The sequence below is a fragment of the Pseudomonas sp. FP198 genome, from assembly GCF_030687895.1.
In the GTDB taxonomy this organism is placed as follows: Bacteria; Pseudomonadota; Gammaproteobacteria; order Pseudomonadales; family Pseudomonadaceae; genus Aquipseudomonas.
Window position 1 is genome coordinate 1741179 of the sequence record NZ_CP117452.1, and the last position, 24865, is coordinate 1766043.

Annotated in this window: 20 protein-coding genes and 1 pseudogene; 13 read left to right on the top strand and 8 right to left on the bottom strand. The window is 62.3% G+C overall.

All coding sequences use genetic code 11. The features are described from left to right. Positions 1-329 precede the first annotated feature (329 nt). The 3 genes from PSH78_RS08170 to csrA all read left to right on the top strand — a co-directional run bounded on the left by PSH78_RS08170 (position 330) and on the right by csrA (position 1873). Positions 330-1139 (top strand): SDR family oxidoreductase, encoded by an 810-nt coding sequence (locus PSH78_RS08170; protein ID WP_305499660.1) that lies wholly within the window; start codon positions 330-332, stop codon positions 1137-1139. Between the two features lie 63 nt (positions 1140-1202). Continuing rightward, positions 1203-1535: a YnfA family protein gene (locus tag PSH78_RS08175; protein ID WP_305499661.1), complete on the top strand. Its 333-nt coding sequence runs from the start codon at positions 1203-1205 to the stop codon at positions 1533-1535. Between the two features lie 146 nt (positions 1536-1681). Then, entirely contained in the window at positions 1682-1873 is a 192-nt protein-coding gene (gene csrA, locus PSH78_RS08180) for a carbon storage regulator CsrA (protein WP_305499663.1), read from the top strand. On the opposite strand, the gene PSH78_RS08185 is transcribed toward csrA, so the two are convergent. The 5 genes from PSH78_RS08185 to mnmC form a co-directional block, all read right to left on the bottom strand. Then, positions 1870-2097: a YheU family protein gene (locus PSH78_RS08185; RefSeq protein WP_305499664.1), complete on the bottom strand. Its 228-nt coding sequence runs from the start codon at positions 2095-2097 to the stop codon at positions 1870-1872. The two genes, csrA and PSH78_RS08185, sit on opposite strands and share 4 nt — an antisense overlap. A gap of 181 nt (positions 2098-2278) precedes the next feature. After that, on the bottom strand, positions 2279-3469 hold the full coding sequence (locus tag PSH78_RS08190) for an osmoprotectant NAGGN system M42 family peptidase (RefSeq protein WP_370871077.1): 1191 nt from the start codon (positions 3467-3469) through the stop codon (positions 2279-2281). Positions 3470-3631: 162 nt separating this feature from the next. Next, entirely contained in the window at positions 3632-5377 is a 1746-nt protein-coding gene (ngg, locus tag PSH78_RS08195) for an N-acetylglutaminylglutamine synthetase (RefSeq protein ID WP_305499666.1), read from the bottom strand. 3 nt (positions 5378-5380) lie between these two features. Continuing rightward, positions 5381-7153 carry an N-acetylglutaminylglutamine amidotransferase gene (locus tag PSH78_RS08200; protein ID WP_305499668.1) on the bottom strand — a complete coding sequence of 591 codons (1773 nt, stop codon included), beginning with the start codon at positions 7151-7153 and terminating at the stop codon, positions 5381-5383. Between the two features lie 266 nt (positions 7154-7419). Further along, positions 7420-9405, bottom strand: coding sequence for a bifunctional tRNA (5-methylaminomethyl-2-thiouridine)(34)-methyltransferase MnmD/FAD-dependent 5-carboxymethylaminomethyl-2-thiouridine(34) oxidoreductase MnmC (gene mnmC, locus PSH78_RS08205; RefSeq protein WP_305499669.1), 1986 nt, complete (start codon positions 9403-9405; stop codon positions 7420-7422). Positions 9406-9555: 150 nt separating this feature from the next. Between mnmC and pap the strand changes: the two are divergent. Both pap and PSH78_RS08215 read left to right on the top strand, forming a co-directional pair. Further along, positions 9556-11069, top strand: a pseudogene (gene pap, locus PSH78_RS08210) (polyphosphate:AMP phosphotransferase). 106 nt (positions 11070-11175) lie between these two features. Continuing rightward, positions 11176-12360 carry a thiolase family protein gene (locus PSH78_RS08215; RefSeq protein WP_305499670.1) on the top strand — a complete coding sequence of 395 codons (1185 nt, stop codon included), beginning with the start codon at positions 11176-11178 and terminating at the stop codon, positions 12358-12360. 188 nt (positions 12361-12548) lie between these two features. On the opposite strand, the gene PSH78_RS08220 is transcribed toward PSH78_RS08215, so the two are convergent. Then, a complete protein-coding gene (locus tag PSH78_RS08220) occupies positions 12549-12752 on the bottom strand; it encodes a DUF6316 family protein (protein WP_305499671.1) in 204 nt (67 codons plus the stop codon). A 188-nt stretch (positions 12753-12940) separates the two neighbouring features. Here PSH78_RS08220 and PSH78_RS08225 point away from each other — a divergent pair, with 188 nt between their 5' ends. Further along, a complete protein-coding gene (locus tag PSH78_RS08225) occupies positions 12941-13903 on the top strand; it encodes a DMT family transporter (RefSeq protein ID WP_305499672.1) in 963 nt (320 codons plus the stop codon). A 169-nt stretch (positions 13904-14072) separates the two neighbouring features. Here PSH78_RS08225 and PSH78_RS08230 read toward each other — a convergent pair whose 3' ends face one another. Continuing rightward, positions 14073-15467, bottom strand: coding sequence for a class II fumarate hydratase (locus tag PSH78_RS08230; protein ID WP_305499673.1), 1395 nt, complete (start codon positions 15465-15467; stop codon positions 14073-14075). Between the two features lie 190 nt (positions 15468-15657). Here PSH78_RS08230 and PSH78_RS08235 point away from each other — a divergent pair, with 190 nt between their 5' ends. The 7 genes from PSH78_RS08235 (at position 15658) to PSH78_RS08265 (ending at position 23569) form a co-directional block, all read left to right on the top strand. Then, positions 15658-16179: a DUF2059 domain-containing protein gene (locus PSH78_RS08235; protein ID WP_030141033.1), complete on the top strand. Its 522-nt coding sequence runs from the start codon at positions 15658-15660 to the stop codon at positions 16177-16179. 13 nt (positions 16180-16192) lie between these two features. Next, the gene (locus PSH78_RS08240) at positions 16193-16492 is read left to right on the top strand and encodes a BolA family transcriptional regulator (protein ID WP_305499674.1); all 300 of its coding nucleotides are present in this window, start codon (positions 16193-16195) and stop codon (positions 16490-16492) included. A 173-nt stretch (positions 16493-16665) separates the two neighbouring features. Continuing rightward, complete coding sequence (locus PSH78_RS08245) at positions 16666-17607, top strand: rhodanese-related sulfurtransferase (protein WP_305499676.1); 942 nt, start codon at positions 16666-16668, stop codon at positions 17605-17607. 3 nt (positions 17608-17610) lie between these two features. Then, entirely contained in the window at positions 17611-18246 is a 636-nt protein-coding gene (locus PSH78_RS08250) for a DsbA family protein (protein ID WP_305499677.1), read from the top strand. Next, positions 18239-20068, top strand: coding sequence for an ABC transporter ATP-binding protein (locus tag PSH78_RS08255; protein ID WP_305499678.1), 1830 nt, complete (start codon positions 18239-18241; stop codon positions 20066-20068). Before PSH78_RS08250 ends, PSH78_RS08255 begins: the two co-directional genes overlap by 8 nt. A 191-nt stretch (positions 20069-20259) precedes the next feature. Beyond that, positions 20260-22719 carry an EAL domain-containing protein gene (locus tag PSH78_RS08260; RefSeq protein WP_305499680.1) on the top strand — a complete coding sequence of 820 codons (2460 nt, stop codon included), beginning with the start codon at positions 20260-20262 and terminating at the stop codon, positions 22717-22719. Between the two features lie 79 nt (positions 22720-22798). Continuing rightward, on the top strand, positions 22799-23569 hold the full coding sequence (locus PSH78_RS08265; protein ID WP_370871116.1) for a TenA family transcriptional regulator: 771 nt from the start codon (positions 22799-22801) through the stop codon (positions 23567-23569). Between the two features lie 181 nt (positions 23570-23750). Here the strand turns inward: PSH78_RS08265 and PSH78_RS08270 are convergent, their stop codons facing one another. Beyond that, the gene (locus PSH78_RS08270; RefSeq protein ID WP_305499682.1) at positions 23751-24677 is read right to left on the bottom strand and encodes a GGDEF domain-containing protein; all 927 of its coding nucleotides are present in this window, start codon (positions 24675-24677) and stop codon (positions 23751-23753) included. Positions 24678-24865: the final 188 nt, after the last annotated feature.

Here is a 24865-nt window from a genome sequence, read left to right on the forward strand (position 1 = left end):
GCGCATGCATTAAATCCGGGCGGCTTATTAAGTCCGACCGTAACGTCCTGTAAAAAATTCAATGTTTTTTGTTGTTAGTCTATTGATGCCAGACGCTGCCTTTGGTGGCGAGGGGATTTATCCCCGTTGGGTCGCGTAGCGGCCCCCTTCCATTTTGGCCAGTTGGCTCATGCAAACGACGGGGATAAATCCCCTCGCCACGGAAGCGTTGGCAATCAAAACCCGCCACGGTTTGCCCTCGCCATTCAGCAATCTGATGGTGCATGGGTCTGTTCGGGTCCTTCGCTACACTCGGCGCATCTCTCCCGGAACAACAAGGCTGTTTCCCTATGCAAAATCGCATGATGATCACCGGTGCCGGCTCCGGCCTGGGCCGCGAAATCGCGCTGCGCTGGGCCCGTGAAGGCTGGCGCCTGGCCCTGTCCGATGTCAGCGAGCCCGGCCTTCAGGAAACCCTCAGGCTGGTGCGCGATGCCGGTGGCGAGGGTTTCGTCCAGCGCTGTGACGTGCGCGACTACAGCCAGCTCACCGCATTCGCCCAGGCCTGCGAGGAGAAGCTTGGCGGCATCGATATCATCGTCAATAACGCTGGCGTGGCTTCGGGCGGATTCTTCAGCGAGCTCTCGCTGGAGGATTGGGACTGGCAGATCGCGATCAACCTGATGGGGGTGGTCAAGGGCTGCAAGGCGTTCCTGCCACTGCTGGAAAAAAGCCGCGGCAAGATCATCAACATCGCTTCCATGGCGGCGCTGATGCAGGGGCCTGCCATGAGCAACTACAACGTGGCCAAGGCCGGCGTCGTGGCGCTGTCGGAAAGCCTGCTGGTCGAGCTGGCCCAGCAGGAAATCGGCGTGCATGTGGTATGTCCGTCGTTCTTCCAGACCAACCTGCTGGACTCGTTCCGTGGCCCGACCCCGGCCATGAAGGCCCAGGTGGGCAAACTGCTGGAAAGCTCGCCGATCAGCGCGGCGGACATTGCCGATTACATCTACCAGCATGTCGCCCAGGGTGAATTCATGATCCTGCCCCACGAGCAGGGGCGCATGGCCTGGGCCCTCAAACAGAAAAATCCACAACTGCTGTACGACGAAATGACCGCCATGGCCGACAAGATGCGCGCCAAGGCACGGCAGGCCTGAGTTGACCTGATTGCCGGGTGTCCTCAGGATGGCGCCATTCGTGCCTTCCTGATGGACATGACAATGCTCAATTACCTGTGGTTTTTTCTCGCCGCGTTGTTCGAGATCGCCGGCTGCTATGCCTTCTGGATGTGGTTGCGCCAGGGCAAGAGCGCCTGGTGGATCCTGCCGGCACTGCTCAGCCTTGCGTTGTTCGCCCTGTTGCTGACGCGCATCGAAGCCACTTATGCCGGTCGCGCCTACGCCGCCTACGGTGGCATTTACATCATCGCCTCGATTGGCTGGCTGGCCGTGGTGGAGCGGGTTCGACCGCTGGGTTCCGACTGGATCGGCGTGGCTCTCTGTGTGATCGGGGCCAGCGTGATTCTGTTTGGTCCGCGTTTTTCGGGGCCGTAAACCGACGTTTCGGCGGGGTTTTGCAGGACGTTTCCTTCAGCCAACGGACAGTTGTTTGTAGGGGTTTACTGAATTCCCGCCGGTATCTTGTGCTCGGAAAACAGGCCGTGCATGGTCAATGTCCAATCACTCTTAAGGACAAGACCATGCTCGTATTAAGCCGTACCGTAGGTGAGTTGATTTCCATCGGTGATGAGATTTCCGTCCGTGTGCTGTCGATCAGCGGCGGCACCGTGCGCTTTGGCGTAGAAGCGCCCCGGCACGTGGAGGTTCATCGTTCCGAGGTCTACGACAGGATCCAGAGGAAAAAGGCCGGGTCCGACCGCAAGGTCGGTTAATCGAACAGATGTCTGGGCACATCGTGCTTGAGCATCAATTGGCACTGTTCGCTTTCGGGATCGAAGACAATCATGGCCTGGCCTTTGGTCAGGGCCTGCCTGACCCGCAGGACGCGGGTTTCCAGCGGGGTATCGTCGCCATTGTCAGTACCGTCACGGGTGACGAAATCCTCGATCAGGCGGGTGAGCGTATCGACTTCGAGTTGGTCGTAGGGGATCAGCATGGTGGGGCTCCGCAAAACAATAGAGCGGATGCTACGGTGGATGCGCTGCTGCGGCTAGCCTGAGTTCTGTAGAGCCATGTGGGCCTCGTCGCGAGCAGGCTCGCTCCACATGGATGGCGTAATGACCTTGTGGGAGCGAGCCTGCTCGCGAAAGCATCGTAAGAATCAATAGGGGCTTGGTTCAGCTATCCGAACGCTGCCCGATCAGGCTGTCCACCGACGGCACCCGGGTGTCGCTTTCCATCTGCGCATCGTGTTCGATCTGATGGCTGAAGCGATCCAGTGATCCCTGGGCCGGTTGCGCGTCGCTGGCAAATACCGGCGGGCTGAGGATGTAGGCGCCGAGCAGGCGGCTCAGCGCGGCCAGGCTGTCGATGTGGGTGCGCTCGTAACCATGGGTCGCGTCGCAGCCGAAGGCGAGCAGGGCAGTGCGGATGTCGTGCCCGGCGGTGATCGCCGAATGGGCGTCGCTGAAGTAATAGCGAAACAGGTCGCGGCGCGCCGGCAGTTCGTGCTCCTTGGCCAGCTTCAGCAAATGTCGCGACAGATGGTAGTCGTACGGGCCTCCCGAGTCCTGCATGGCCACGCTCACCGCGTGTTCGCTGGAGTGCTGGCCTGGCGCGACCGGTGCAATGTCTATCCCGACGAACTCGCTGACGTCCCAAGGCAGCGCGGCCGCCGCGCCGCTGCCGGTTTCCTCGGTGATGGTGAACAGTGGGTGGCAGTCGATCAACAGTTCCTCGCCGCTGTCGACAATCGCCTTGAGCGCCGCCAGCAACGCGGCGACCCCGGCCTTGTCATCCAGGTGACGGGCGCTGATATGGCCGCTTTCGGTGAACTCCGGCAAGGGGTCGAACGCCACATAGTCGCCGATGCCCACCCCCAACGTTTCGCAATCGGCGCGGGTGGCACAGTACGCATCCAGGCGCAGTTCGATGTGGTCCCAACTGATGGGCATCTCATCCACGGCGGTGTTGAACGCGTGCCCGGAAGCCATCAGCGGCAGCACGCTGCCACGGATCACCCCAGTGTCGGTAAACAGGCTGACCCGGCTGCCCTCGGCAAAACGGCTCGACCAGCAACCCACCGGCGCCAGCGTCAGGCGGCCGTTGTCCTTGATGGCGCGAACCGAGGCGCCGATGGTGTCCAGGTGAGCCGATACGGCCCGGTCGGGGCTGCTCTTGCGGCCCTTGAGGGTGGCGCGAATCGTGCCGCGCCGGGTCATTTCGAAAGGGATCCCCAGCTCTTCGAGTCGCTCGGCGACGTACCGCACGATGGTGTCGGTGAAGCCGGTCGGGCTGGGAATGGCGAGCATTTCCAACAGGACTTTCTGCAGGTATTCGAGATCCGGTTCGGGAATTTTGCTGATCATGGAAACTCCTCGCGGAACATTAAGTTTTGAATGGGGAACCTTGTGGCGAGGGAGCTTGCTCCCGCTGGGCCGCGAAGCGGTCCTTCTTTTCAGGCCTCGGGGCCCAGGCGACCGCTTCGCGCTCTAGCGGGAGCAAGCTCCCTCGCCACAGAGAGATTTGAATCAGACCGCCGACTGGCTATGGGGAAACAACAGGTCCACAAAGCGCTCGGCAGTCGGTTGCGGTTCGTGGTTGGCGAGGCCGGCGCGTTCGTTGGCTTCGATGAACACGTACTCCGGTTGATCGGCCGCCGGCACCAGCAGGTCGAGGCCGACCATCGGTATATCCAGCGCCCGCGCAGCGCGCACCGCCGCATCCGCCAGGGTCGGATGCAGGATCGCGGTGACGTCTTCCAGCACGCCGCCGGTATGCAGGTTTGCGGTGCGCCGGACAAACAGATGCTCACCCGCCGGCAGCACGCTGTCATAGTCATACCCGGCCGCGCTCAGCGTTCGCTCGGTCTCGGCATCCATCGGGATCTTGCTTTCGCCCCCGGTAGCCGCCTGCCGCCGCCGGCTCTGCGCCTCGATCAGCGCGCCAATGGTGTGCTGGCCGTCGCCGATCACTTCCGCCGGGCGCCGGATCGCCGCCGCCACCACTTCAAAACCGATCACCAGGATGCGCAGGTCGAGCCCTTCGTGGAAGCTCTCCAGCAGCACGCGGCTGTCGAAGCGTCGGGCCGTTTCGATGGCGTTCTGGACTTCCTCGATGGTCCGCAGGTCCACCGCCACGCCTTGGCCCTGTTCGCCGTCCAGCGGCTTGACCACCACGCGCTGGTGTTCATCGAGAAACGCCAGGTTGTCGTCGGCATTGCCCGCCAGCTGTTGCGCCGGCAGGTTCAGACCGGCATTTTTCAGCACCTTGTGGGTCAGGCTCTTGTTCTGGCACAGGGTCATGCTGATCGCACTGGTCAAGTCGCTCAGCGATTCCCGGCAGCGAATCCGCCGGCTGCCATGCACCAGGGTGAACAGCCCGGCCTCGGCGTCATCCACTTGCACTTCGATGCCACGCCGGTGCGCTTCCTCGACGATGATCCGCGCGTACGGGTTGAATTGCGCCTCGGGACCCGGCCCGAGGAACAGCGGCTGATTGATGCCGTTCTTGCGCTTGATGGCGAAGGTCTGGAGGCTGCGGAAGCCGAGCTTGGCGTAGAGATTTTTCGCCAGGCGATTGTCGTGCAGCACCGACAGGTCCAGGTAGCTCAAGCCACGGCTCATGAAATGCTCGATGAGATGGCGCACCAGCACTTCGCCGACACCGGGCCGCGAACATTGCGGGTCCACCGCCAGGCACCAGAGGCTGCTGCCGTTTTCCGGGTCGTTGAACGCTTTCTGGTGGTTGAGGCCCATGACGCTGCCGATCACCGCGCCAGTGTCGTCGTCTTCGGCCAGCCAGTACACCGGGCCGCCCTGGTGACGCGGGGTCAGGCGCTCGGGATCGATGGGCAGCATGCCGCGAGCCTGGTAGAGCTGGTTGATGGCTTGCCAGTCGCTGTCGCTCTGGGCCCGGCGGATCCGGAAGCCGCGAAACACTCGCATGGCTTGGCGATAATCGCTGAACCACAGGCGCAGGGTATCCGACGGGTCAAGGAACAGATGCGCCGGTTCCAGCCCCAGCACTTGCTGGGGCGCGGCGACGTACAAGGCAATGTCGCGCTCGCCGGGCTGCTCGTTGAGCAGTTCCTGGGCCAGAGTCGCCGGGTCCGGAAAGGTATGGCCAATGAGCAAGCGGCCCCAGCCGCAATGCACGGCGATCGGCGCGGCGCCCAGTTCGCTGCCGTCTTCGGCCAGGCGCGCCTGCAAGCGTTCGTAGGACGGTGGTTGGCCGCGCAAAAGACGTTGGTTGTGAAGGGTCGGGTGGGGTTTCATCGATCAGATTCCTTGCTCGCTGAGCCACAGGTTCAGCGCCGCCAATTGCCATAGCCGCGAGCCGCGCAACGGCGTGAGCTGGCCGTTGGGGTCGGTCAGCAAACGGTCGAGCATGGTCGGGTTGAACAAGCCGCGATCCTGGCTCGGGTCCAGCAGCAGTTCGCGAACCCAGGCCAGGGTGTTGCCTTCCAAGTGCTTGAGGCCCGGGACCGGGAAATAACCTTTCTTGCGGTCGATGACCTCGCTCGGGATCACCCGGCGGGCCGCTTCCTTGAGTACCTGCTTGCCGCCATCGGGCAGCTTGAATTTCGCCGGCACCCGTGCCGAAAGCTCCACCAGCCGGTAGTCGAGGAACGGCGTGCGCGCTTCCAGGCCCCAGGCCATGGTCATGTTGTCGACGCGCTTGACCGGGTCGTCCACCAGCATCACGGTGCTGTCCAGGCGCAGGGCCTTGTCGACGGCGGCATCGGCGCCCGGCTGGGCGAAGTGCTCCTTGACGAAATCACCGGCGGCGTCGTTGGCCGTCAGCCATTCAGGCTGCACGGTCGCGGCATATTCTTCATAGCTGCGGTCGAAGAATGCCGCGCGATAGGCGGCGTACGGGTCGCTGGCGCCGTCCACTTGCGGATACCAGTGGTAACCGGCGAACAGCTCGTCGGCGCCCTGGCCGCTTTGTACCACCTTGCAGTGCTTGGCGACTTCCCGCGACAACAGGTAAAAGGCGATGCAGTCGTGGCTGACCATCGGCTCGCTCATGGCGCGGAACGCCGCGGGCAGCTGTTCGATGATTTCTTTCTCATCGATGCGCAACTGATGATGGCGGGTGCCGTAGTGCTTGGCGATCAGGTCCGAATACTGGAACTCGTCACCGCGCTCGCCGCCGGCGTCCTGGAAGCCGATGGAGAAGGTGGACAAGTCTTCCACGCCGACTTCACGCAACAGGCCGACAAGCATGCTCGAATCGACGCCGCCGGAGAGCAGCACGCCCACGTCGACGGCGGCGCGCTGGCGGATGGCGACGGCTTCACGGGTGCTGTCGAGCACGCGATCGATCCAGTCTTCCAGGTTGAGGTTCTGTTCATCGGCCTGTGGGCCGTAGGGCAGCGTCCACCAGGTTTTCTGCTCGGTGCGACCGTCCGCTTCGATGCGCATCCAGGTCGCCGGTGGCAGTTTTTCAATGCCGGCCAACAAGGTGCGTGGCGCCGGGACGACCGCGTGAAAATTCAGGTAATGATTGAGGGCGATCGGGTCAAGCACCGGATTGATGTCGCCACCCTTGAGCAGGGCCGGCAACGCCGAGGCAAAGCGCAGGCGCTGGCCGGTACGGGACAGGTACAGCGGCTTGACGCCGAGACGGTCGCGAGCGATGAACAGCCGCTTGGCGTCGCGTTCCCAGATGGCGAAGGCGAACATGCCATTGAGTTTGGGCAGCAGGGCTTCGCCCCAGGCGTGATAACCCTTGAGCAACACTTCGGTGTCGCCGCCAGAGTAGAAGGTGTAGCCCAGGCCTTCGAGTTCGCTGCGCAGTTCCGGGTAGTTGTAGATCGCGCCGTTGAACGCCAGGGACAGGCCCAGTTGATTGTCGATCATCGGCTGGGCCGAACCATCGGACAGGTCCATGATTTTCAGGCGTCGGTGGCCGAGGGCGATCGGCCCCTGGCTATGAAAACCCCACGCGTCAGGGCCGCGAGGGGCCAGGTGATGGGTGATGCGCTCTACGGCCGCAAGGTCCGCAGGTTGTTGATCGAAACGTAACTCACCAGCTAATCCGCACATAAGTCCTTACCGGTTTTTCCGTTGGGGAGGGGTCAAACAGTACCCGCCGAAATGGTGGGTACTCTGAAACTGACCGGTGGGATTGCTCTGAGTTTTATATCAATGCGTTATAAGCCGACGGGTGGGGATCGCCAGTCATTCAGACCGACGCAATTTCTGTGGGAGCGAGCTTGCTCGCGATGGCGTCGTGTCAGGCGCGACTGTCTCGGCTGATCTAACGTTATCGCGAGCAAGCTCGCTCCCACAGTGAAAAGGGTGGCTGCTCGTCAATTGGTCTTGCCGCGAATCACCGCCCGCAGGGCAAACCGGTTCGGGTGGCAGGCCTCGGCGACGCTTCGCGGCAGCGGCAGCGGTTCGTTGTCCAGCCAGGCGGCGATCAGTTCGCCCGACAGCGGCGCGGTGATCAGGCCTCGGGAGCCATGCCCGCTGTTGACGTACAGGCCGTCGAGCCAGGGGCACGGTGTGTCCGGCACTTGGCGCGCATCCTTGCCCAGGGCCGCGTAGGTTTCGACGAACGCCCGGCTGTCAGCCAGCGGTCCGACAATCGGCAGGTAGTCGGGGCTGGTGCAACGGAACGCCGCGCGGCCTTCGAGGTGCTGTGGATCAAGGGTGTCGGCGTCCAGGCGGTCCACCAGATCGTGGGAGATTTCTTCGAGCATCTGCAGGTTGCCGGCGTGCTCGGCGGCGGTGGGGGTCAGGTCATCGCTGTGAAAATCGAAACTGGCGCCCAGGGTGTGCTCGCCCATTCGCGACGGGGCCACATAACCTTCGGCGCAGACCACTGTCGCCAGGCTTTGGCTGCGGGCGGTTTGCGCCAGCCGCGTGATCTGCCCGCGAATGCGCTTGAGGGGTAACTCGGCCGCCGGTTCGAAGCGTTTGATCTCGGCGGCGCTGGCGAGGATTGCCACCCGGGCGCTGGCCAGGCAACGTTCGCCGTCCCAGGCTTGCCATTGGCCGTCGACACGTCGCAGTTCAAGCACTTCGCGATGTGGCTGCACGCTAATCGCAGCAGCTGAGGCTTGCCAGCGGCACAGGGCTGGCGGGTGTACCCAGCCGCCTTCGGGATAGAACAGGCCGCCACAGGCCAGGCCGATGCCGGACTGCGCCTGGGCTTCGGCGCGATCGACAATTCGCAGCAGACCCGCTGGAAACGCCTCGGCCAGTTGGCGCTGGCGTTGGCCTTCCTTCTCGTTGAAGGCCAGCTGCAAGACTCCGCATCCGTCCCAGTCGAGGCCCCGTTGCAGGTTTTCGAGCAAGCGCCGGGTGTAGCCGAAACCGCTGAGGATCATCTGCGACAACGCCGTGCCGTGGGCCGACAACTTGAGGTACAGCACGCCCTGGGGGTTGCCGGACGCTTCTTCGGCCAACCCGGCGTGACGCTCCAGCAAGGTCACTCGCCAGCCGCGGGCCGCGAGACTCGCCGCGCTGGCGCAACCGGCCAGGCCGCCGCCGATCACCAGCGCATGGCGTTCGCCAGCCGGCGGGGCGGGGCGGGTATACCAGGGCTTGGCCGGGGCAGGTTTGGGCACCTGGTCCGGCCAGCCGAGAAATACCCCTCGGAGAATTTCCCACTTGTGGCCGATGCCCGGGGTGCGCTTCATCTTGAAGCCCGCCGCATTGAGCAGCCTGCGCACCCAACCGGTGCTGGTAAAGGTGCTGAGGGTGGCGCCGGGCGCTGCCAGCCGCGCCAGTTCGGCGAACAGCTCGGCGGTCCACATATCCGGATTTTTCGCCGGGGCAAAACCGTCGAGGAACCAGGCGTCGATCTGTCCGTCCAGCTGCGGCAGTTGCTCCAGGGCATCGCCAATCAACAGAGTCAATGTCACTCGCCCGCCCGCCAGGGTCATGCGCTGGAAGCCTTGGTGAATCGCGACGTACTGCTCAAGCAATTGATCAGCCTGGCGCTTGAGCTCCGGCCAAAGGGCAAGGGCCCGGCGCAGATCCTCGGGGCTCAGGGGAAATTTTTCGACGCTGACGAAATGCAAGCGCGCCCCGGCCGGCGCGCATTCTTCGAACAGCTGCCAGGCGCAGAGAAAATTCAGCCCGGTGCCAAATCCGGTTTCGCCGATCACCAGCCGTCCGTGCTCCGCCAGCGCGGCGAAACGCTCGGCCAGGTTGTTCTGCGCAAGGAACACGTAGCGGGTTTCTTCCAGGCCCGACCGGTCGGAGAAATACACGTCGCCGAATACCCGGGAGCGGGGGCGACCCTGGTCATCCCAGTCGAGTTGGGCGTGGTGCTGGATGGGCGTCATGGTGGGCTCGGTCAAAACAAGGCCGCCATTCTAGCCGATCGGCGCGGCAATGCTTGATCCACGGCAAGCGTGGGCACGTCTGAAGGGAATCTGCTGCGCAGCGGCGTATCCAATCCGCTAGTCTTGCCCCATTCCTGGAAGGAGCTGTCCATGTTCGAATCCGCTGAAATCGGTCACGTCGTCGACAAAGAAACCTATGAAGCCGAGGTGCCGGCGTTGCGTGAAGCATTGCTCGAAGCTCAGTACGAGTTGCATCAGCAAGGCCGCTTCCCGGTCATCATCCTGATCAACGGCATCGAAGGCGCGGGCAAGGGCGAGACGGTGAAGTTGCTCAACGAGTGGATGGATCCGCGGCTGATCGAGGTGCGCACCTTCGACCAGCAGACCGACGAGGAACTGGCGCGGCCGCCGGCCTGGCGCTATTGGCGGATGCTGCCAGCGAAGGGGCGGATGGGGATCTTTTTTGGCAACTGGTACAGCCAGATGCTCCAGGGGCGGGTGCATGGCGAGTTCAAGGACCCGCGGCTCGATCAGGCGATCAACGGCGCCGAGCGCCTGGAGAAGATGCTCTGCGATGAGGGCGCGCTGATCTTCAAGTTCTGGTTCCACCTCTCCAAGAAGCAGATGAAGGCCCGCCTGAAAAGTCTCAAGGACGACCCGCTGCACAGCTGGCGTATCAGCCCGCTCGACTGGCAGCAATCCCAGACCTACGACAAGTTCGTCAAATACGGCGAGCGCGTGCTGCGCCGCACCAGTCGCGACTATGCACCCTGGCATGTGATCGAAGGCGTCGATGCCTGTTTATCGCAGCCTCGCGGTTGGGCAGATTTTGCTCGAAGGCCTGCGCCAGGCCCTGGACCGGCCGAAGATCAGACCGGAAAAAGTCAACGTGGCGCCGCTGCCGGCACTGGACGACCAGGTGACCTTGCTCGACAGCCTCGACATGACGTTGCGCCTGGACAAGGCCGATTATGAGGAGCAGTTGATCACCGAGCAGGCCCGCTTCGCCGGTCTGCTGCGGGACAAACGCATGCGCCGGCACGCCCTGGTGGCGGTGTTCGAAGGTAACGACGCGGCGGGGCAAGGGTGGGGCGATCCGTCGGGTCGCGGCGGCGCTCGACCCGCGCCAGTACAGCATCGTGCCGATTGCCGCGCCCACCGAGGAAGAACGCGCCCACCCCTACATGTGGCGTTTCTGGCGACACATTCCGGCGCGGGGCAAGTTCACCATGTTCGACCGCTCCTGGTACGGGCGGGTATTGGTGGAGCGGGTCGAAGGTTTCTGCAGCCGCGCCGACTGGCTGCGGGCCTACGGTGAAATCAACGACTTCGAAGAACAACTGGCCGATGCCGGCGTGGTGGTGGTGAAGTTCTGGCTGGCCATCGACAAGGAAACCCAACTGGAGCGCTTCCAGGAACGCGAGGAAATCCCTTTCAAGCGTTTCAAGATCACCGAGGATGATTGGCGCAACCGTGATAAGTGGGATGCCTATCGGTCGGCGGTCTGCGACATGGTCGATCGCACCAGTACCGAGATATCGCCGTGGACCCTGGTCGAAGCGAATGACAAGCGTTGGGCCCGGGTCAAGGTATTGCGTACGCTCAACGACGCGCTGGAGGCCGCATTCGAACGTTCCGCCAGGCAGGCGCGCAAAAAGAAATAGGCCGATGGCGGCGCATACGCGGGGTGAATGATTGTCGCGTTCGGTTATGGGCTGGATTTATCCTCGAATCCACTCCTGAACCGATAACAACAATGAGGTATCCGCCATGCGTGAAGTGGTGATCGTCGACAGCGTACGGACCGGCCTGGCCAAGTCCTTTCGCGGCAAGTTCAACATGACCCGCCCGGACGACATGGCGGCCCATTGCGTCAACGCGTTGTTGGCGCGAAATGATATCGATCCGGCCAGCGTCGAGGACTGTATCGTCGGCGCCGGTTCCAACGAAGGCGCCCAAGGCTACAACATCGGGCGCAACGTGGCGGTGCTCTCGCAGCTGGGCATCGGCACGGCCGGGATGACACTGAACCGCTTCTGTTCCTCGGGCCTGCAAGCCATCGCCATCGCCGCCAACCAGATCGCCTCCGGCTGCAGCGAGATCATCGTCGCCGGTGGCGTCGAATCTATCAGCCTGACGATGAAAAGCGTCAACACTGACAACCTGATCAACCCCTTGCTCAAGGAGCAGGTGCCAGGGATCTACTTCCCCATGGGCCAGACCGCCGAGATCGTCGCGCGCCGTTATCAGGTCAGCCGCGAGGAGCAGGACCGCTACGCCTTGCAGAGCCAGCAGCGCACGGCCCGGGCCCAGGCAGCCGGGCTGTTCGACGATGAAATCGTGCCGATGGCGGTGAAGTATCGGGTCGAGGACAAGACCACCGGTGCGGTGCAGATCGTTGACGGCGTGGTTGATCGCGATGATTGCAACCGCCCCGATACCACGTATGAAAGCCTGGCCGGGCTGAATCCGGTGTTCGCCGAAGACGGTTCGGTGACGGCGGGCAACTCTTCTCAGTTGTCCGACGGCGCCTCGATGACTCTGGTGATGAGCCTGGAAAAAGCCCTGGCATTGGGACTCAAGCCCAAGGCATTTTTCCGTGGCTTTACCGTGGCCGGCTGCGCGCCGGACGAGATGGGCATCGGCCCGGTGTTCTCGGTGCCCAGATTGCTCCAGGCCAAGGGTTTGCAGGTCGGCGATATCGATTTGTGGGAGCTCAACGAGGCGTTTGCGTCCCAGTGCCTGTACAGCCGCAATCGGCTGGAGATCGATAACGAGAAATACAACGTCAACGGCGGCTCGATTTCCATCGGTCACCCGTTCGGCATGACCGGCTCGCGGCAGGTGGGGCATCTGGTGCGGGAGCTGCAACGACGCAGCCTGCGCTACGGCGTGGTGACCATGTGCGTGGGCGGCGGGATGGGGGCAACGGGGTTGTTCGAGGCGGTTCGCTAACCGCCGCCCTAGTGGCAAGGATGGTTATGTGTGGCGAGGGGATTTATCCCCGCTGGGCTGCGTAGCAGCCCCGATATCAGCGACTGGGTATATCAGGCCCGATTGGATGACCTTGTGGGGCCGCTCCGCGGCCCAGCGGGGATAAATCCCCTCGCCACAGAAGCTTCTCTTCACAAGCTATCGAGCCCTCAGCTGGCAACCTTGGTCAGTTGCAGCATCCGCTGGATATACGCCGCTATCTCCCGCTCCGCAGCCTCGCGGCTTTCGAACGGACCTTCCTGGGTGCCTTCGCGCGTATCGAAATAGAACTTGCCATTTTCCCGGACGATCCGATCGCTGCTGCGGTAAATCGTCTTGGGAGCATCTGTGTCTTCGGCGCGCGTTCCAGGCATTTCGGTCTCCATTGGGGGCTGCGTGGTCGTTTCAATTGAGCATATGTGGTGCCGCCGTTTTGCGCCTGTCCAGCCGATCGACGGCTACGACCTTTACAATTCCATCAGCGTCGCAGCGCCAACTGTCCCTGTGTTGCCGAGCAATTCGGACCTAGAATGCTCGTTCATGTCTTGGCTTCGAGGGTTGCATGCACATATCGTCCGGTCGCTGGGTCTACGGCCTGTTCCTTGCCCTGCTGACCGCCTTGTTGTGGGGAATCCTGCCGATCAAGCTCAAGCAAGTGCTGCAGGTGATGGATCCGGTGACGGTGACCTGGTTTCGGCTGACGGTGTCCGGTGGCCTGCTGTTCATCTACCTGGCGGCAACCCGACGCCTGCCCAGCCGCAAGGTGCTCGGCCCCCGTGGCGGTTGGCTGGTAGGCATGGCGGTGCTGGGGCTGGTGGGTAACTACGTGCTGTACCTGATGGGCCTGAACCGCCTGAGCCCCGGCACCGCCCAACTGGTGGTGCAGATGGGGCCGATCATGCTGCTGGTCGCCAGCCTGTTTGTATTCAAGGAGCGTTTCAGTGTGGGGCAGGGCATTGGTTTGCTGGTGCTGCTGATCGGTTTTGCGCTGTTCTTCAATCAGCGCCTCGTCGAATTGCTTACATCCCTGAGCGAGTACACCGCCGGCGTTCTGTTGGTATTGCTGGCCTCGACCGTCTGGACGTTCTATGCCCTGGGCCAGAAGCAATTGCTGACGGTGTGGAATTCATTGCAGGTGATGATGGTGATCTACCTGTTCTGCGCGCTGTTGCTCACGCCCTGGGTGCATCCACTGGAAGCGTTGCAACTGAGCCCGCTACAAGGCTGGCTATTGCTGGCCTGCTGCCTCAACACGCTGATTGCCTATGGCGCGTTCGCCGAGGCATTGGCGCATTGGGAAGCCTCGAGGGTCAGCGCGACGCTGGCGATCACGCCGCTGGTGACCTTCGCCGCCGTGGCGATGGCTGCCTGGTGGTGGCCCGACTACGTGCATGCCGAGCAGATCAATCTGCTGGGCTACGGTGGGGCAGTGTTGGTGGTATTGGGGTCGGCGCTGGTGGCGCTGGGGCCATCGCTCATCGCCGGGCTCAGGGCCCGGCGCGAACGCCTGGCGCTGGGGCGTTAGCCCTCTGTGGGAGCGGGCTGTCAGGCACAGTGATGTCGAGCCTGCCGGCCTCATCGCGAGCAAGCTCGCTCCCACAATGGAGCTTGGGTGGATGCGATAGCGCGGTTCACACAAATTCCTTGTGGGAGCGAGCTTGCTCGCGATGGCGGGCTATTGATCAACGCACAACTCAGCCCTGGCCACCCGCCTCCAGCATGTTCTCCGGCCTGACCCACGCGTCGAACTCTTCGTCGGTCAGGTACCCCAGCTGCACCGCTGCTTCCCGTAGCGTCAGCCCTTCGCCGTAGGCTTTCTTGGCGATCTCCGCCGACTTGTCGTAGCCGATATGCGGATTCAGCGCTGTCACCAGCATCAGACCACGCTCCAGGTGCGCGGCCATCTGCTCGGCATCCGGTTCGAGGCCGGCGATGCAGTGCTGCTGGAAGTTGCTGCAGCCATCGGCCAGCAGGCGGATCGATTGCAGCAGGTTGTGGATGATCACCGGCTTGAACACGTTCAACTGCAAGTGTCCCTGACTGGCGGCAAAACCGATCGCCACGTCATTGCCCAATACCTGGCATGCGAGCATCGACAAGGCTTCACACTGGGTCGGGTTGACCTTGCCAGGCATGATCGAGCTGCCCGGTTCGTTGGCCGGCAATTTCACTTCGGCAAATCCCGCCCGTGGCCCGGAACCTAGCAGGCGCAGGTCATTGGCGATTTTCATCAGCGTCACGGCGAGGGTTTTCAACGCGCCGGACAACGTGGTCAGCGGTTCATGACCTGCCAGTGCGGCGAACTTGTTCGGTGCGGTGACAAACGGCAGCCCGGACAGCGCCGCGAGTTCAGCGGCAATCGCTTCGCCGAAACCGTGCGGCGAATTGAGCCCGGTACCCACCGCCGTACCGCCCTGGGCCAGCTCGCAGACCGCCGGCAACGAAGCGCGGATCGCCCGCTCGGCGTAGTCGAGTTGGGCAATGAAGGCGGACAGCTCCTGGCCGAACGTGATCGGCGTGGCATCCATCATGTGGGTGCGACCGGTCTTGACCAGTTTCATGTGGCGCGCCGCCAGTTCCGCCAGGCCGCCGGACAACTCGCTGATGGCCGGCAGCAATTGCTGGTAAACGGCCTGGGCGGCGGCGATGTGCATGGCGGTGGGGAAGCAATCGTTGGAGCTCTGGGACCGGTTGACATGGTCGTTGGGGTGCACCGGGCTCTTGCCGCCACGGGGGTTGCCCGCCAGCTCGTTGGCGCGCCCGGCGATCACCTCGTTGACGTTCATGTTGCTCTGGGTCCCGCTGCCGGTCTGCCAGACCACCAGGGGAAACTGATCGTCATGCTGGCCGGCCAGCACCTCGTCGGCCGCCTGTTCGATCAGGCGGGCGATGTCGGCGGGCAGGTCGCCATTGCGGTCGTTGACCCGCGCGGCGGCTTTCTTGACCAGCGCCAGGGCATGCAGCACCGACAGCGGCATGCGTTCGTTACCAATGGCAAAGTTGATCATCGAGCGCTGCGTCTGGGCGCCCCAATAGGCTTCATCCGGGACTTCAACCTGGCCAAGGCTGTCGGTTTCGATACGGCTCATCGGGTCAAACTCCTGTAGGGCTGAATGCGCAGTTTAGGCCCTGACGGGCGTCACCGGTTCCCTCAATCTAGGGCTGGCCGGTTCGGCCCGTCAATCAGTCGAGCCAAGTACAGGGTTGAGCCCCGGCGTTTTTTAGGCGCAGAATGGTCGCCCTTGGGGTTTTACCTCGCCTGTTAGAAAAGGAAACTCGATGACCCGTCTTCGTGCCATCTGTACCGCAGTTGCTCTGGTGTGTGCCAGCGGCCCTGTTCTTGCCGATACCGCCAGCCACAACGCCAGTGCCGAAGCGTTCCTGACCCTGGCGCACGCTGACAAGCTGGGTACCCCGGTGTACATGCAGGTACAGCAGATGTTTGCCCAGCGCTTTGAGCAGACCAAGGCTCCCGAGTCGAAAAAAGCCACCCTGGAAACCTACCAGGCCAAGGCCAATGCCGCCCTGGACCAGGCGATCGGCTGGAACAAGCTCAAGCCGGACATGGTCAAGCTCTACACTTCCAATTTCAGCGAATCGGAGCTCAAGGACCTGGTGTCCTTCTATCAGTCTCCCCTGGGCAAGAAGGTCCTGGAAAAAATGCCGCAGCTGACCCAGCAATCGGCGCAACTGACCCAGGCCAAGCTGGAAAGCGCGGTGCCGGTGGTCAACAAGCTGCTGGCCGACATGACCGCCGAGCTTGAGCCGAAAGCCGCCGCCCCGGCCAAGAAAAAGCCATAAGCGGAGCCCCGGCATGAGCATGCAACAACGCATTGAATCGACCCTCGGGCTGCTGCAGCCCGAGCACCTGCAAGTGCTCGATGAAAGCCACATGCACAGCCGTGGGCTTGAGACCCACTACAAGGCAGTGGTGGTCAGCCAGCAGTTCGAGGGGCTCAATCGGGTCAAGCGGCACCAGAAGGTCTACGGTACCTTGGGCGAGCTGATGGGTGAATTCCATGCGCTGGCGCTGCACACCTACACGCCTGAAGAATGGGCCCAGGTCGACGCAGCCCCGGCGTCGCCGACCTGTGCCGGTGGCAGTAAACACTGATATTTGAGGCAAATGAGCTTTTCGTGGCGAGGGAGCTTGCTCCCTCGCCACAAAGGCTGTCGCTCCTAAAGCCACAGGGTTTTTGCTAGAATCCGCAACGCGCCGCTCACCCGGCGCGTTTTTTTTCGCATCCGGTTCACCCTTTGCGAGGGTAGCCACCTGGAGAAATACCCATGACACCACCGATTGTCGTGGCGGCACTGTATAAGTTCGTCACCCTGGAAGATTACGTCGAGCTGCGTGAGCCCCTGCTCAAGGCGATGCTCGACAACGGCATCAAAGGAACCTTGCTGATTGCCGAGGAAGGCATCAACGGCACCGTTTCCGGCACCCGCGAAGGCATCGACGGGCTGATGGCCTGGCTCAAGAACGACCCGCGCATGGACGACATCGACCACAAGGAGTCGTACTGCGACGAGCAGCCGTTCTACCGCACCAAGGTCAAGCTCAAGAAAGAGATCGTTACCCTCGGCGTAGAAGGCGTGGACCCGAACAAGCGGGTCGGCACCTATGTCGAACCGCAGGACTGGAACGCGCTGATCAGTGATCCGGAAGTGCTGCTGATCGACACGCGCAACGATTATGAAGTCTCCATTGGCACCTTCGAAGGCGCGATCGATCCCAAGACCGCCAGCTTCCGTGAGTTCCCCGAGTACATCAAAGCCAACTTCGACCCGGCCCGGCACAAGAAAGTCGCGATGTTCTGCACCGGCGGCATTCGCTGTGAAAAAGCCTCGAGCTTCATGCTCGGCGAGGGTTTCGAAGAGGTCTACCACCTCAAGGGCGGGATCCTCAAGTACCTCGAAGAGGTGCCCCAGGAAGAGACCAGATGGCGCGGCGACTGCTTTGTCTTCGACAACCGCGTGACCGTACGCCACGATCTCAGCGAAGGCGACTACGATCAGTGCCATGCCTGCCGCACCCCCATCAGCGCAGAGGATCGTGCTTCGGAGCATTATTCGCCTGGCATCAGTTGCCCGCATTGCTGGGACAAGCTGAGCGAAAAGACCCGCCGCAGCGCCATCGACCGGCAAAAGCAGATCGAACTGGCCAAGGCGCGCAACATGCCGCATCCGATCGGCTACAACTACAAGCAATCATCTTCCGAGGCTTGAGCCATGGCGTCGCGCCTGCTGTATGTGATGGACCCGATGTGTTCCTGGTGCTGGGGCTTCGCGCCAGTGGCCGAAGCGTTGGCCGTGCAGGCGCAGGCGGCGGGCGTGGAGCTGCACCTGGTGGTGGGCGGCTTGCGCACCGGCAGCGGTTCGGCCCTGGAGCCGACGACCCGACGCTACATTCTCGAACACTGGCAGGCCGTTACCCAGGCCACTGGCCAACCGTTCAAGCTTGAAGGCGCGTTGCCGGACGGTTTTGTCTACGACACCGAACCCGCATGCCGCGCCTTGGTGACGGCCCGCAGCCTGGCGCCGGACCTGGCCTGGCAGTTGCTGAAGCTGATCCAGCAGGCGTTTTATGTACAAGGCCGCGACGTGACCCACGCCAGCGTCCTGGTGGAACTGGCCGAACAGGCCGGGCTGCCCCGCATCGAGTTTGCCGCGGCATTCGACCGTGCCGACCAGCATGCCGCCACCGCCGCCGACTTCACCTGGGTGCAAGACCTTGGCATCGCCGGATTCCCTACGATGCTGGCCGAACGTGACGGCCAATTGGCCCTGCTGACCAACGGCTACCAACCGTTGGACCAGCTGTCGCCATTGCTGGGTCGCTGGCTGGAGCGTGCGGCCTGTGCCTGACCTGCCCGCAGATGACGTATCGACCTCGCGGCGCATCGACCGGTTGAGCTGGACGGAAATCCGTCGTCTGGCCCTTACGCACAAAAAAGCCCTGTGGATCGCCAACGGCGTCGCCGTGCTGGCGACGTTGTGCAGCGTGCCGATTCCGTTGTTGCTGCCATTGCTGGTGGACGAAGTGCTGCTGGGCCACGGCGATGCGGCATTGAAGGTCATGAACCAGGCGCTGCCGAGCGCTTGGCAGAGCGCTGCCGGCTACATCGGGCTGATGCTCCTGGTGACCTTGGCCCTGCGCTGCGGCGCATTGCTGTTCAACGTGTTGCAGGCGCGGCTGTTCGCCAGTCTCGCCAAGGACATCGTCTATCGCATCCGCATCCGGTTGATCGAGCGCCTCAAGCGGATCTCCCTTGGCGAATACGAAAGCCTGGGCAGCGGCACGGTGACGACGCACCTGGTCACCGACCTGGACACCCTCGACAAATTTGTCGGCGAAACCCTGAGTCGGTTCCTGGTGGCGATGCTGACCCTGGTAGGCACCGCGGGCATCTTGGTATGGATGCACTGGAAACTGGCGCTGCTGATCCTGCTGTTCAACCCGCTGGTGATCTACGCCACGGTGCAGTTGGGAAAACGGGTCAAGCACCTCAAGAAGCTGGAGAATGACAGCACCTCGCGCTTCACCCAGGCGCTGACCGAAACCCTGGATGCGATCCAGGAAGTGCGCGCCGGCAATCGCCAGGGGTTTTTCCTCGGACGCCTGGGCACGCGCGCCCGGGAAGTGCGCGACTACGCGGTGAGCTCGCAGTGGAAAACCGACGCCTCGAACCGCGCCAGTGGTTTGCTGTTCCAGTTCGGTATCGATATTTTTCGCGCGGCGGCCATGCTTACCGTGCTGTTCTCCGATCTGTCGATCGGCCAGATGCTCGCGGTGTTCAGCTACCTGTGGTTCATGATCGGCCCGGTCGAGCAACTGCTTAACCTTCAATATGCCTACTACGCGGCGGGTGGGGCATTGAACCGTATCAACGAACTGCTGGCGCGCGCCGACGAGCCCCAGTACAGCGGTGGCGTCGATCCCTTCAAGGGGCGCGACACCGTGGGCATCGACATCCAGGGGCTCAGCTTCGGTTATGGCGAGGAAAAGGTGCTCGACCAATTGAACCTGTCCATTTCGCCGGGGGAAAAGGTCGCTATCGTCGGGGCCAGCGGGGGCGGCAAAAGTACCCTGGTGCAACTGCTGCTGGGGCTCTACACGCCACAGTCCGGCAGCATCCGCTTTGGCGGAGCCACCCAAGAGGAAATTGGCCTGGAGACCATCCGCGAAAATGTCGCGGTGGTCCTGCAGCATCCGGCGCTGTTCAACGACACGGTGCGCGCCAATCTGTCCATGGGCCGCGAGCGCAGCGATGAGGCCTGCTGGCGAGCCTTGGCAATCGCCCAACTGGACGAAACAGTGCGGGCGCTTCCCATGGGGTTGGAGAGCATCGTCGGGCGTTCCGGTGTGAGGCTGTCCGGCGGGCAACGCCAGCGACTGGCGATCGCCCGCATGGTCCTGGCCGATCCGCGCGTGGTGATTCTCGACGAAGCCACGTCCGCGCTGGACGCGGCTACGGAATACAACCTTCACCAGGCGTTGGCGCGGTTCCTGAGCGGGCGCACCACGTTGATCATCGCCCATCGGCTGTCGGCGGTGAAACAGGCTGACCGGGTACTGGTGTTCGACGGCGGGCAGATCGCCGAAGACGGCGACCACTTGCAGCTGATTGCCGAAGGTGGCCTGTACGCCCGGCTCTACGGTCATCTGCAACAAATACAGCGACCTTGAGTTTCATGCACTTTTCTGTGCTTAGTATCGGAAAAAAATCAGCCAAATCCGTCGATTGTTCCAAATCTCCATCCTGAGCCGGGCGATCCGAACATCCAGTCCTTCGAAGGGTCGAAAACTAGCCTAGGCTGTGGAGTCAGGAACGGAATTCTCGCGGGTGCTCTATTGGCAATGCCTGTGCAAGGGACCTCATGAAGCAAAAGCGGACTCTCGGAACGCCTCGGTTGTTGGGCATCGTCTGGCCCTTTATCGCCGTCGTGCTATTTCAAGCATTGCTAGGAGGCGTCAGCCTTTATGTCCTGTCCGCAGTTCGCGGCTACGTGGCGGGTGAGAGCCTTTGGTCCAAGGGCCAGAAAGACGCTATCTATTACCTCAATCTTTACGCCGACAGCCGTGACGAGGCGATCTTTCGCAAATACCAGCAGGCCATCGCCGTGCCCGAGGGCGGTCACGATTTACGCGTGGCCCTGGATCGCCAGCCGCCGGACCTCGAAGCGGCGCGGGTCGGGATTCTCCAGGGCGGCAATCATCCGGACGATGTTTCTAGCCTGATCTGGTTGTACCTCAACTTTCGCCATTTCAGTTACCTGGAAGAAGCCATCGATCTGTGGACGGTTGGCGATGGTTACCTGACCGAACTGGATAACGTCGCCCGGCAGATGCATCGCAGCATCACGGCGGGAGAAGCCTCCGAGGCCGATGTCCGCGGCTGGAAAGCGCAGATTTTCGCCATCAACGATTCCGTTACCCCTGCCGCCAAGGCATTCAGCGACGCGCTGGGCGAAGGATCGCGATTTATCCTGCGCCTGTTGCTGGTGACCAACTTCGCCACCGCGCTGGGGTTGATCGTGCTGGCGCTGCTACGCACGCACAAGTTGCTGGCACAGCGGCAGGTCTTCGCCAATGCGCTGCAACTGGAGAAGGAGCGGGCGCAGATCACCCTGCAATCGATTGGCGATGGCGTGATCACCACCGACGTCGAAGGCGCCATTGCGTACATGAATCCCGCTGCCGAAGCGATGACCCACTGGAAAGCCGAGCACGCCACCGGGCTGCCCCTGGCGGCGCTGTTCAACCTGCTCGACGACAATGCCCAGACCGAAGGCCTGACCTTGATCGAGCACATCCTCAGCGGACGACTCGGCGGCGGCAGCGAGCATTCCAAGCTGATCCAGCGACTGGACGGTAGCACGGTGTCGGTGACCCTGGTGGGGGCGCCGATCCGTCATGCCGGCAAGGTCAGCGGCGCGGTGCTGGTGCTGCACGACATGACCCAGGAGCGCCAGTACATTGCCAACCTGTCATGGCAGGCCACCCACGACGCCCTGACCGGCCTGGCGAACCGCCGGGAATTCGAATACCGCCTTGAGCAGGCCCTGCACAACCTCACGCGCCAGGTCGGGCGCCACGCGTTGATGTTTCTCGACCTTGACCAGTTCAAGCTGGTCAACGACACCTGCGGCCACGCGGCGGGCGACGAGTTGCTGCGACACATCTGTGCCTTGCTGCAATCGGGGTTGCGGGAAAACGACACGCTTGCCCGGCTGGGCGGGGACGAGTTCGGCATCCTGCTGGAAAACTGCTCGCCCGAGGCGGCGGAAAAGATCGCCGAGGGCCTGCGCCAGACTGTGCAGAACCTGCATTTCGTCTGGAAAGGCCGGCCATTCGTGACCACCGTGAGCATCGGCCTGGTGCATATCGCCCAGAGCCCGACGACGCTGGAAGCCTCATTGCGGGCCGCGGACATGGCCTGCTATATGGCCAAGGAGAAAGGGCGCAACCGGGTCCAGGTCTACCATGCCGACGACTCGGAGTTATCCCTGCGTTTTGGCGAAATGGCTTGGGTGCAGCGCTTGCACATGGCGCTGGAGGAAAACCGTTTCTGCCTCTACGCCCAGGAAATCGCCGCGTTGGGCCCGGGTGACCACGATGGCGGGCATATCGAGATCCTGTTGCGCCTGCATGACGAGGCAGGGCGGATGATCCTGCCGGACAGCTTCATTCCGGCGGCGGAGCGTTACGGCTTGATGACCTCGCTGGACCGTTGGGTCGTGGAGAATGTGTTCAAGATCATTCGCCAATGCCTGAATGAGTCGCGGCAAGGTCCGTTGGCCATGTGTGCGATCAACCTGTCAGGCACCACCATCGGTGATCAGGCGTTCCTGGATTTCCTGCGTAAACAGTTCGCTGCTTACTCGATTCCTCCGGAAATGATTTGTTTTGAAATCACCGAGACCAGTGCCATTTCAAATCTGGGCAGCGCGATTCGTTTTATAAACGAACTCAAGAGCTTGGGTTGTTACTTCTCGCTGGATGACTTTTGTGCCGGAATGTCTTCATTCGCTTACTTGAAACATTTACCTGTAGACTTCCTGAAGATCGATGGGAGTTTCGTAAAGGATATGCTGGACGACCCGATTAACCGGGCAATGGTCGAGGTGATCAATCACATCGGCCATGTGATGGGGAAGCGCACCATTGCCGAGTTCGTGGAAACTACTCAGATCGAACAGGCATTGTTGGAAATCGGCGTGGATTTCGCCCAAGGTTATGTCATCGAGCGTCCACAACTGTTTACCTGTGACACGTTGCAATGCCGGCCGGCCAGGCCTCAGCCACTGTTGTTCAAGGCCCCCGGCACGTTCCGCTGAACCTCTTGTTGATCCGAAAAAAATCACAATCAGAAGGAGCCCGACAGTGATCGACACATTCAACCGAACAGGCCCGCTCATGGACGCCGCCAGTTATCCACAATGGGCACAGCAGCTCATTGCCGACTGCAGCGAGAGCAAGCGCCGGGTTGTCGAACACGAACTGTATCAACGCATGCGCGACAACAAGCTCAGCGCCAAGACCATGCGCCACTACCTCATCGGTGGTTGGCCGGTCGTCGAACAGTTCGCCTTGTACATGGCACAGAACCTTACCAAGACCCGCTTCGCCCGCCACCCCGGCGAGGACATGGCGCGTCGTTGGTTGATGCGCAACATTCGTGTCGAGCTCAATCACGCCGATTATTGGGTCAACTGGAGCGCTGCCCACGGCGTGACGCTCGGAGACTTGCAGGCGCAGCAGGTGCCGCCGGAGCTTCATGCGCTGAGCCATTGGTGCTGGCACACCAGTTCGGCGGACTCGCTGATCGTGGCTATCGCCGCGACCAACTATGCCATCGAGGGGGCGACCGGGGAGTGGTCGGCACTGGTCTGCTCTACTGGTGTCTATGCGTCGGCGTTCGCCGAGGAAGACCGCAAGCGGGCCATGAAGTGGCTGAAGATGCATGCCCAGTATGACGATGCCCACCCGTGGGAAGCGCTGGAAATCATCTGTACGCTGGCGGGGATGAACCCGAGCAAGGCGCTCCAGATGGAACTGCGCCAGGCCGTTTGCAAGAGCTACGACTACATGTATCTGTTTCTGGAAAGGTGCATGCAGCTGGAGCACTCGGGCGCCGGCGAAAAAGCCTCGGCTGGCCGTGAACGGCTGGCGCTGGCCAGTAACTGATACCCGATAGCTTCACCCTGTGGGAGCGAGCTTGCTCGTGATAGCGGTCTGCCTGGCAACCTTGTGTTGACTGGTTCGGCCCCTTCGCGAGCAGGCTCGCTCCCACATTGGTTTGTGGTGTTGGGTGGGAGCGAGCCTGCTCGCGAAAGCGGTGTGTCGGCCAGCAGGGGAAATCCGGGTTTCAGCCCGCCATCGTCAACCGGTTCCGCCCCTCGCGCTTGGCCACGTACAGCGCATTATCCGCCCGGCGCACGAGACTTTCAGCGGACTCGCCCGGCAGCAACGTCGCGCAGCCCAGGCTCACCGTCAATTCGATCCTCGTGCCGTCGGCAAAATAATCCTGGGCCTGGGCGGCATAACGCAGCCGTTCACCGACCATGGCTGCCGCTTCCCGGCTGGTGTTGGCCAGCAGGATCAGGAATTCCTCACCGCCGAACCTGAACACCATATCCACGTTGCGCAACTGGCCCTTGATCGAGTCGGCAACGGCCTTGAGTACTTCGTCACCGACCCCATGCCCATGGCTGTCGTTGATGCGTTTGAAATGGTCAATGTCCAGCATCAGCAACGACAGCGGCTGCATATGCCGCCTGGCCATGTCGATTTCCCGCTCCAGCGTCTGGTCCATGGCGATGCGATTGCCGGTGCCGGTCAGCGGATCGCGCAGGGCGCTCTGGGTGGCGGCGCGGTAGAGCAATGCGTTACGCAGCGGGAAAAACAGCGCCGACAGGATTGATTCCAGGTCGCTCTGTTCCGCGCTGCTGAAGCGCTGGTTGCGACGAAACACCAGCTCACCCAGATGCTCGCCCTCATGGCTGAGGTTGTAGCTGAGGTTGTGGTGCCCGCGGTGGCCGAGCTCCAGGCGCAGGTCGCTGGGTTTGTGCTGGTAAACCAGTGCGTCCAGAGGCACCAGCCGCTGGATTTCACGAAAGAACAAACCGAGAATCCTTTGCGGCTCCAGGCTGGTCTGCAACTGCTGGCTCAATTGCTGGCGCAGCTGCGCCAGGCTGATCGGCCGCGTCACGAGCGGCGACGGCTGGGCGAGGCCCAGGCGCTGCAACTTGGCGTTGTCGAAAGCGATTGCATTGATCTGTGTGGGCGTTTTCATATGGCGGAAGCCCCTGAACTGATTCGATCCTGACCGGCGGGGGTGAAGCGGCTCTGGGCTACGCGTCGTACTGATCCATCAGTCCCGAGGGACGCTGAGTTGAGTCTAGTCCGCTTTGCGTGCTGGCGGATGTCCCCTCTCAGTGTCTCCGACTCGCCGGACACGGCGTGTTTGAAAGGGTTAGAGCG

Coding starts and splice junctions, on each gene's coding strand:
- PSH78_RS08265 (WP_370871116.1), top strand. CDS start 22,799: ATGGACGCCGCCAGTTATCCACAATGGGCACAGCAGCTCATTGCCGAC.
- PSH78_RS08230 (WP_305499673.1), bottom strand. CDS start 15,467: ATGAGCCGTATCGAAACCGACAGCCTTGGCCAGGTTGAAGTCCCGGAT.
- PSH78_RS08235 (WP_030141033.1), top strand. CDS start 15,658: ATGACCCGTCTTCGTGCCATCTGTACCGCAGTTGCTCTGGTGTGTGCC.
- PSH78_RS08240 (WP_305499674.1), top strand. CDS start 16,193: ATGAGCATGCAACAACGCATTGAATCGACCCTCGGGCTGCTGCAGCCC.
- PSH78_RS08200 (WP_305499668.1), bottom strand. CDS start 7,153: ATGTGCGGATTAGCTGGTGAGTTACGTTTCGATCAACAACCTGCGGAC.
- ngg (WP_305499666.1), bottom strand. CDS start 5,377: ATGAAACCCCACCCGACCCTTCACAACCAACGTCTTTTGCGCGGCCAA.
- PSH78_RS08175 (WP_305499661.1), top strand. CDS start 1,203: ATGCTCAATTACCTGTGGTTTTTTCTCGCCGCGTTGTTCGAGATCGCC.
- PSH78_RS08185 (WP_305499664.1), bottom strand. CDS start 2,097: ATGCTGATCCCCTACGACCAACTCGAAGTCGATACGCTCACCCGCCTG.
- PSH78_RS08220 (WP_305499671.1), bottom strand. CDS start 12,752: ATGCCTGGAACGCGCGCCGAAGACACAGATGCTCCCAAGACGATTTAC.
- PSH78_RS08215 (WP_305499670.1), top strand. CDS start 11,176: ATGCGTGAAGTGGTGATCGTCGACAGCGTACGGACCGGCCTGGCCAAG.
- PSH78_RS08170 (WP_305499660.1), top strand. CDS start 330: ATGCAAAATCGCATGATGATCACCGGTGCCGGCTCCGGCCTGGGCCGC.
- PSH78_RS08250 (WP_305499677.1), top strand. CDS start 17,611: ATGGCGTCGCGCCTGCTGTATGTGATGGACCCGATGTGTTCCTGGTGC.
- PSH78_RS08225 (WP_305499672.1), top strand. CDS start 12,941: ATGCACATATCGTCCGGTCGCTGGGTCTACGGCCTGTTCCTTGCCCTG.
- PSH78_RS08270 (WP_305499682.1), bottom strand. CDS start 24,677: ATGAAAACGCCCACACAGATCAATGCAATCGCTTTCGACAACGCCAAG.
- csrA (WP_305499663.1), top strand. CDS start 1,682: ATGCTCGTATTAAGCCGTACCGTAGGTGAGTTGATTTCCATCGGTGAT.
- PSH78_RS08190 (WP_370871077.1), bottom strand. CDS start 3,469: ATGATCAGCAAAATTCCCGAACCGGATCTCGAATACCTGCAGAAAGTC.
- mnmC (WP_305499669.1), bottom strand. CDS start 9,405: ATGACGCCCATCCAGCACCACGCCCAACTCGACTGGGATGACCAGGGT.
- PSH78_RS08245 (WP_305499676.1), top strand. CDS start 16,666: ATGACACCACCGATTGTCGTGGCGGCACTGTATAAGTTCGTCACCCTG.
- PSH78_RS08260 (WP_305499680.1), top strand. CDS start 20,260: ATGAAGCAAAAGCGGACTCTCGGAACGCCTCGGTTGTTGGGCATCGTC.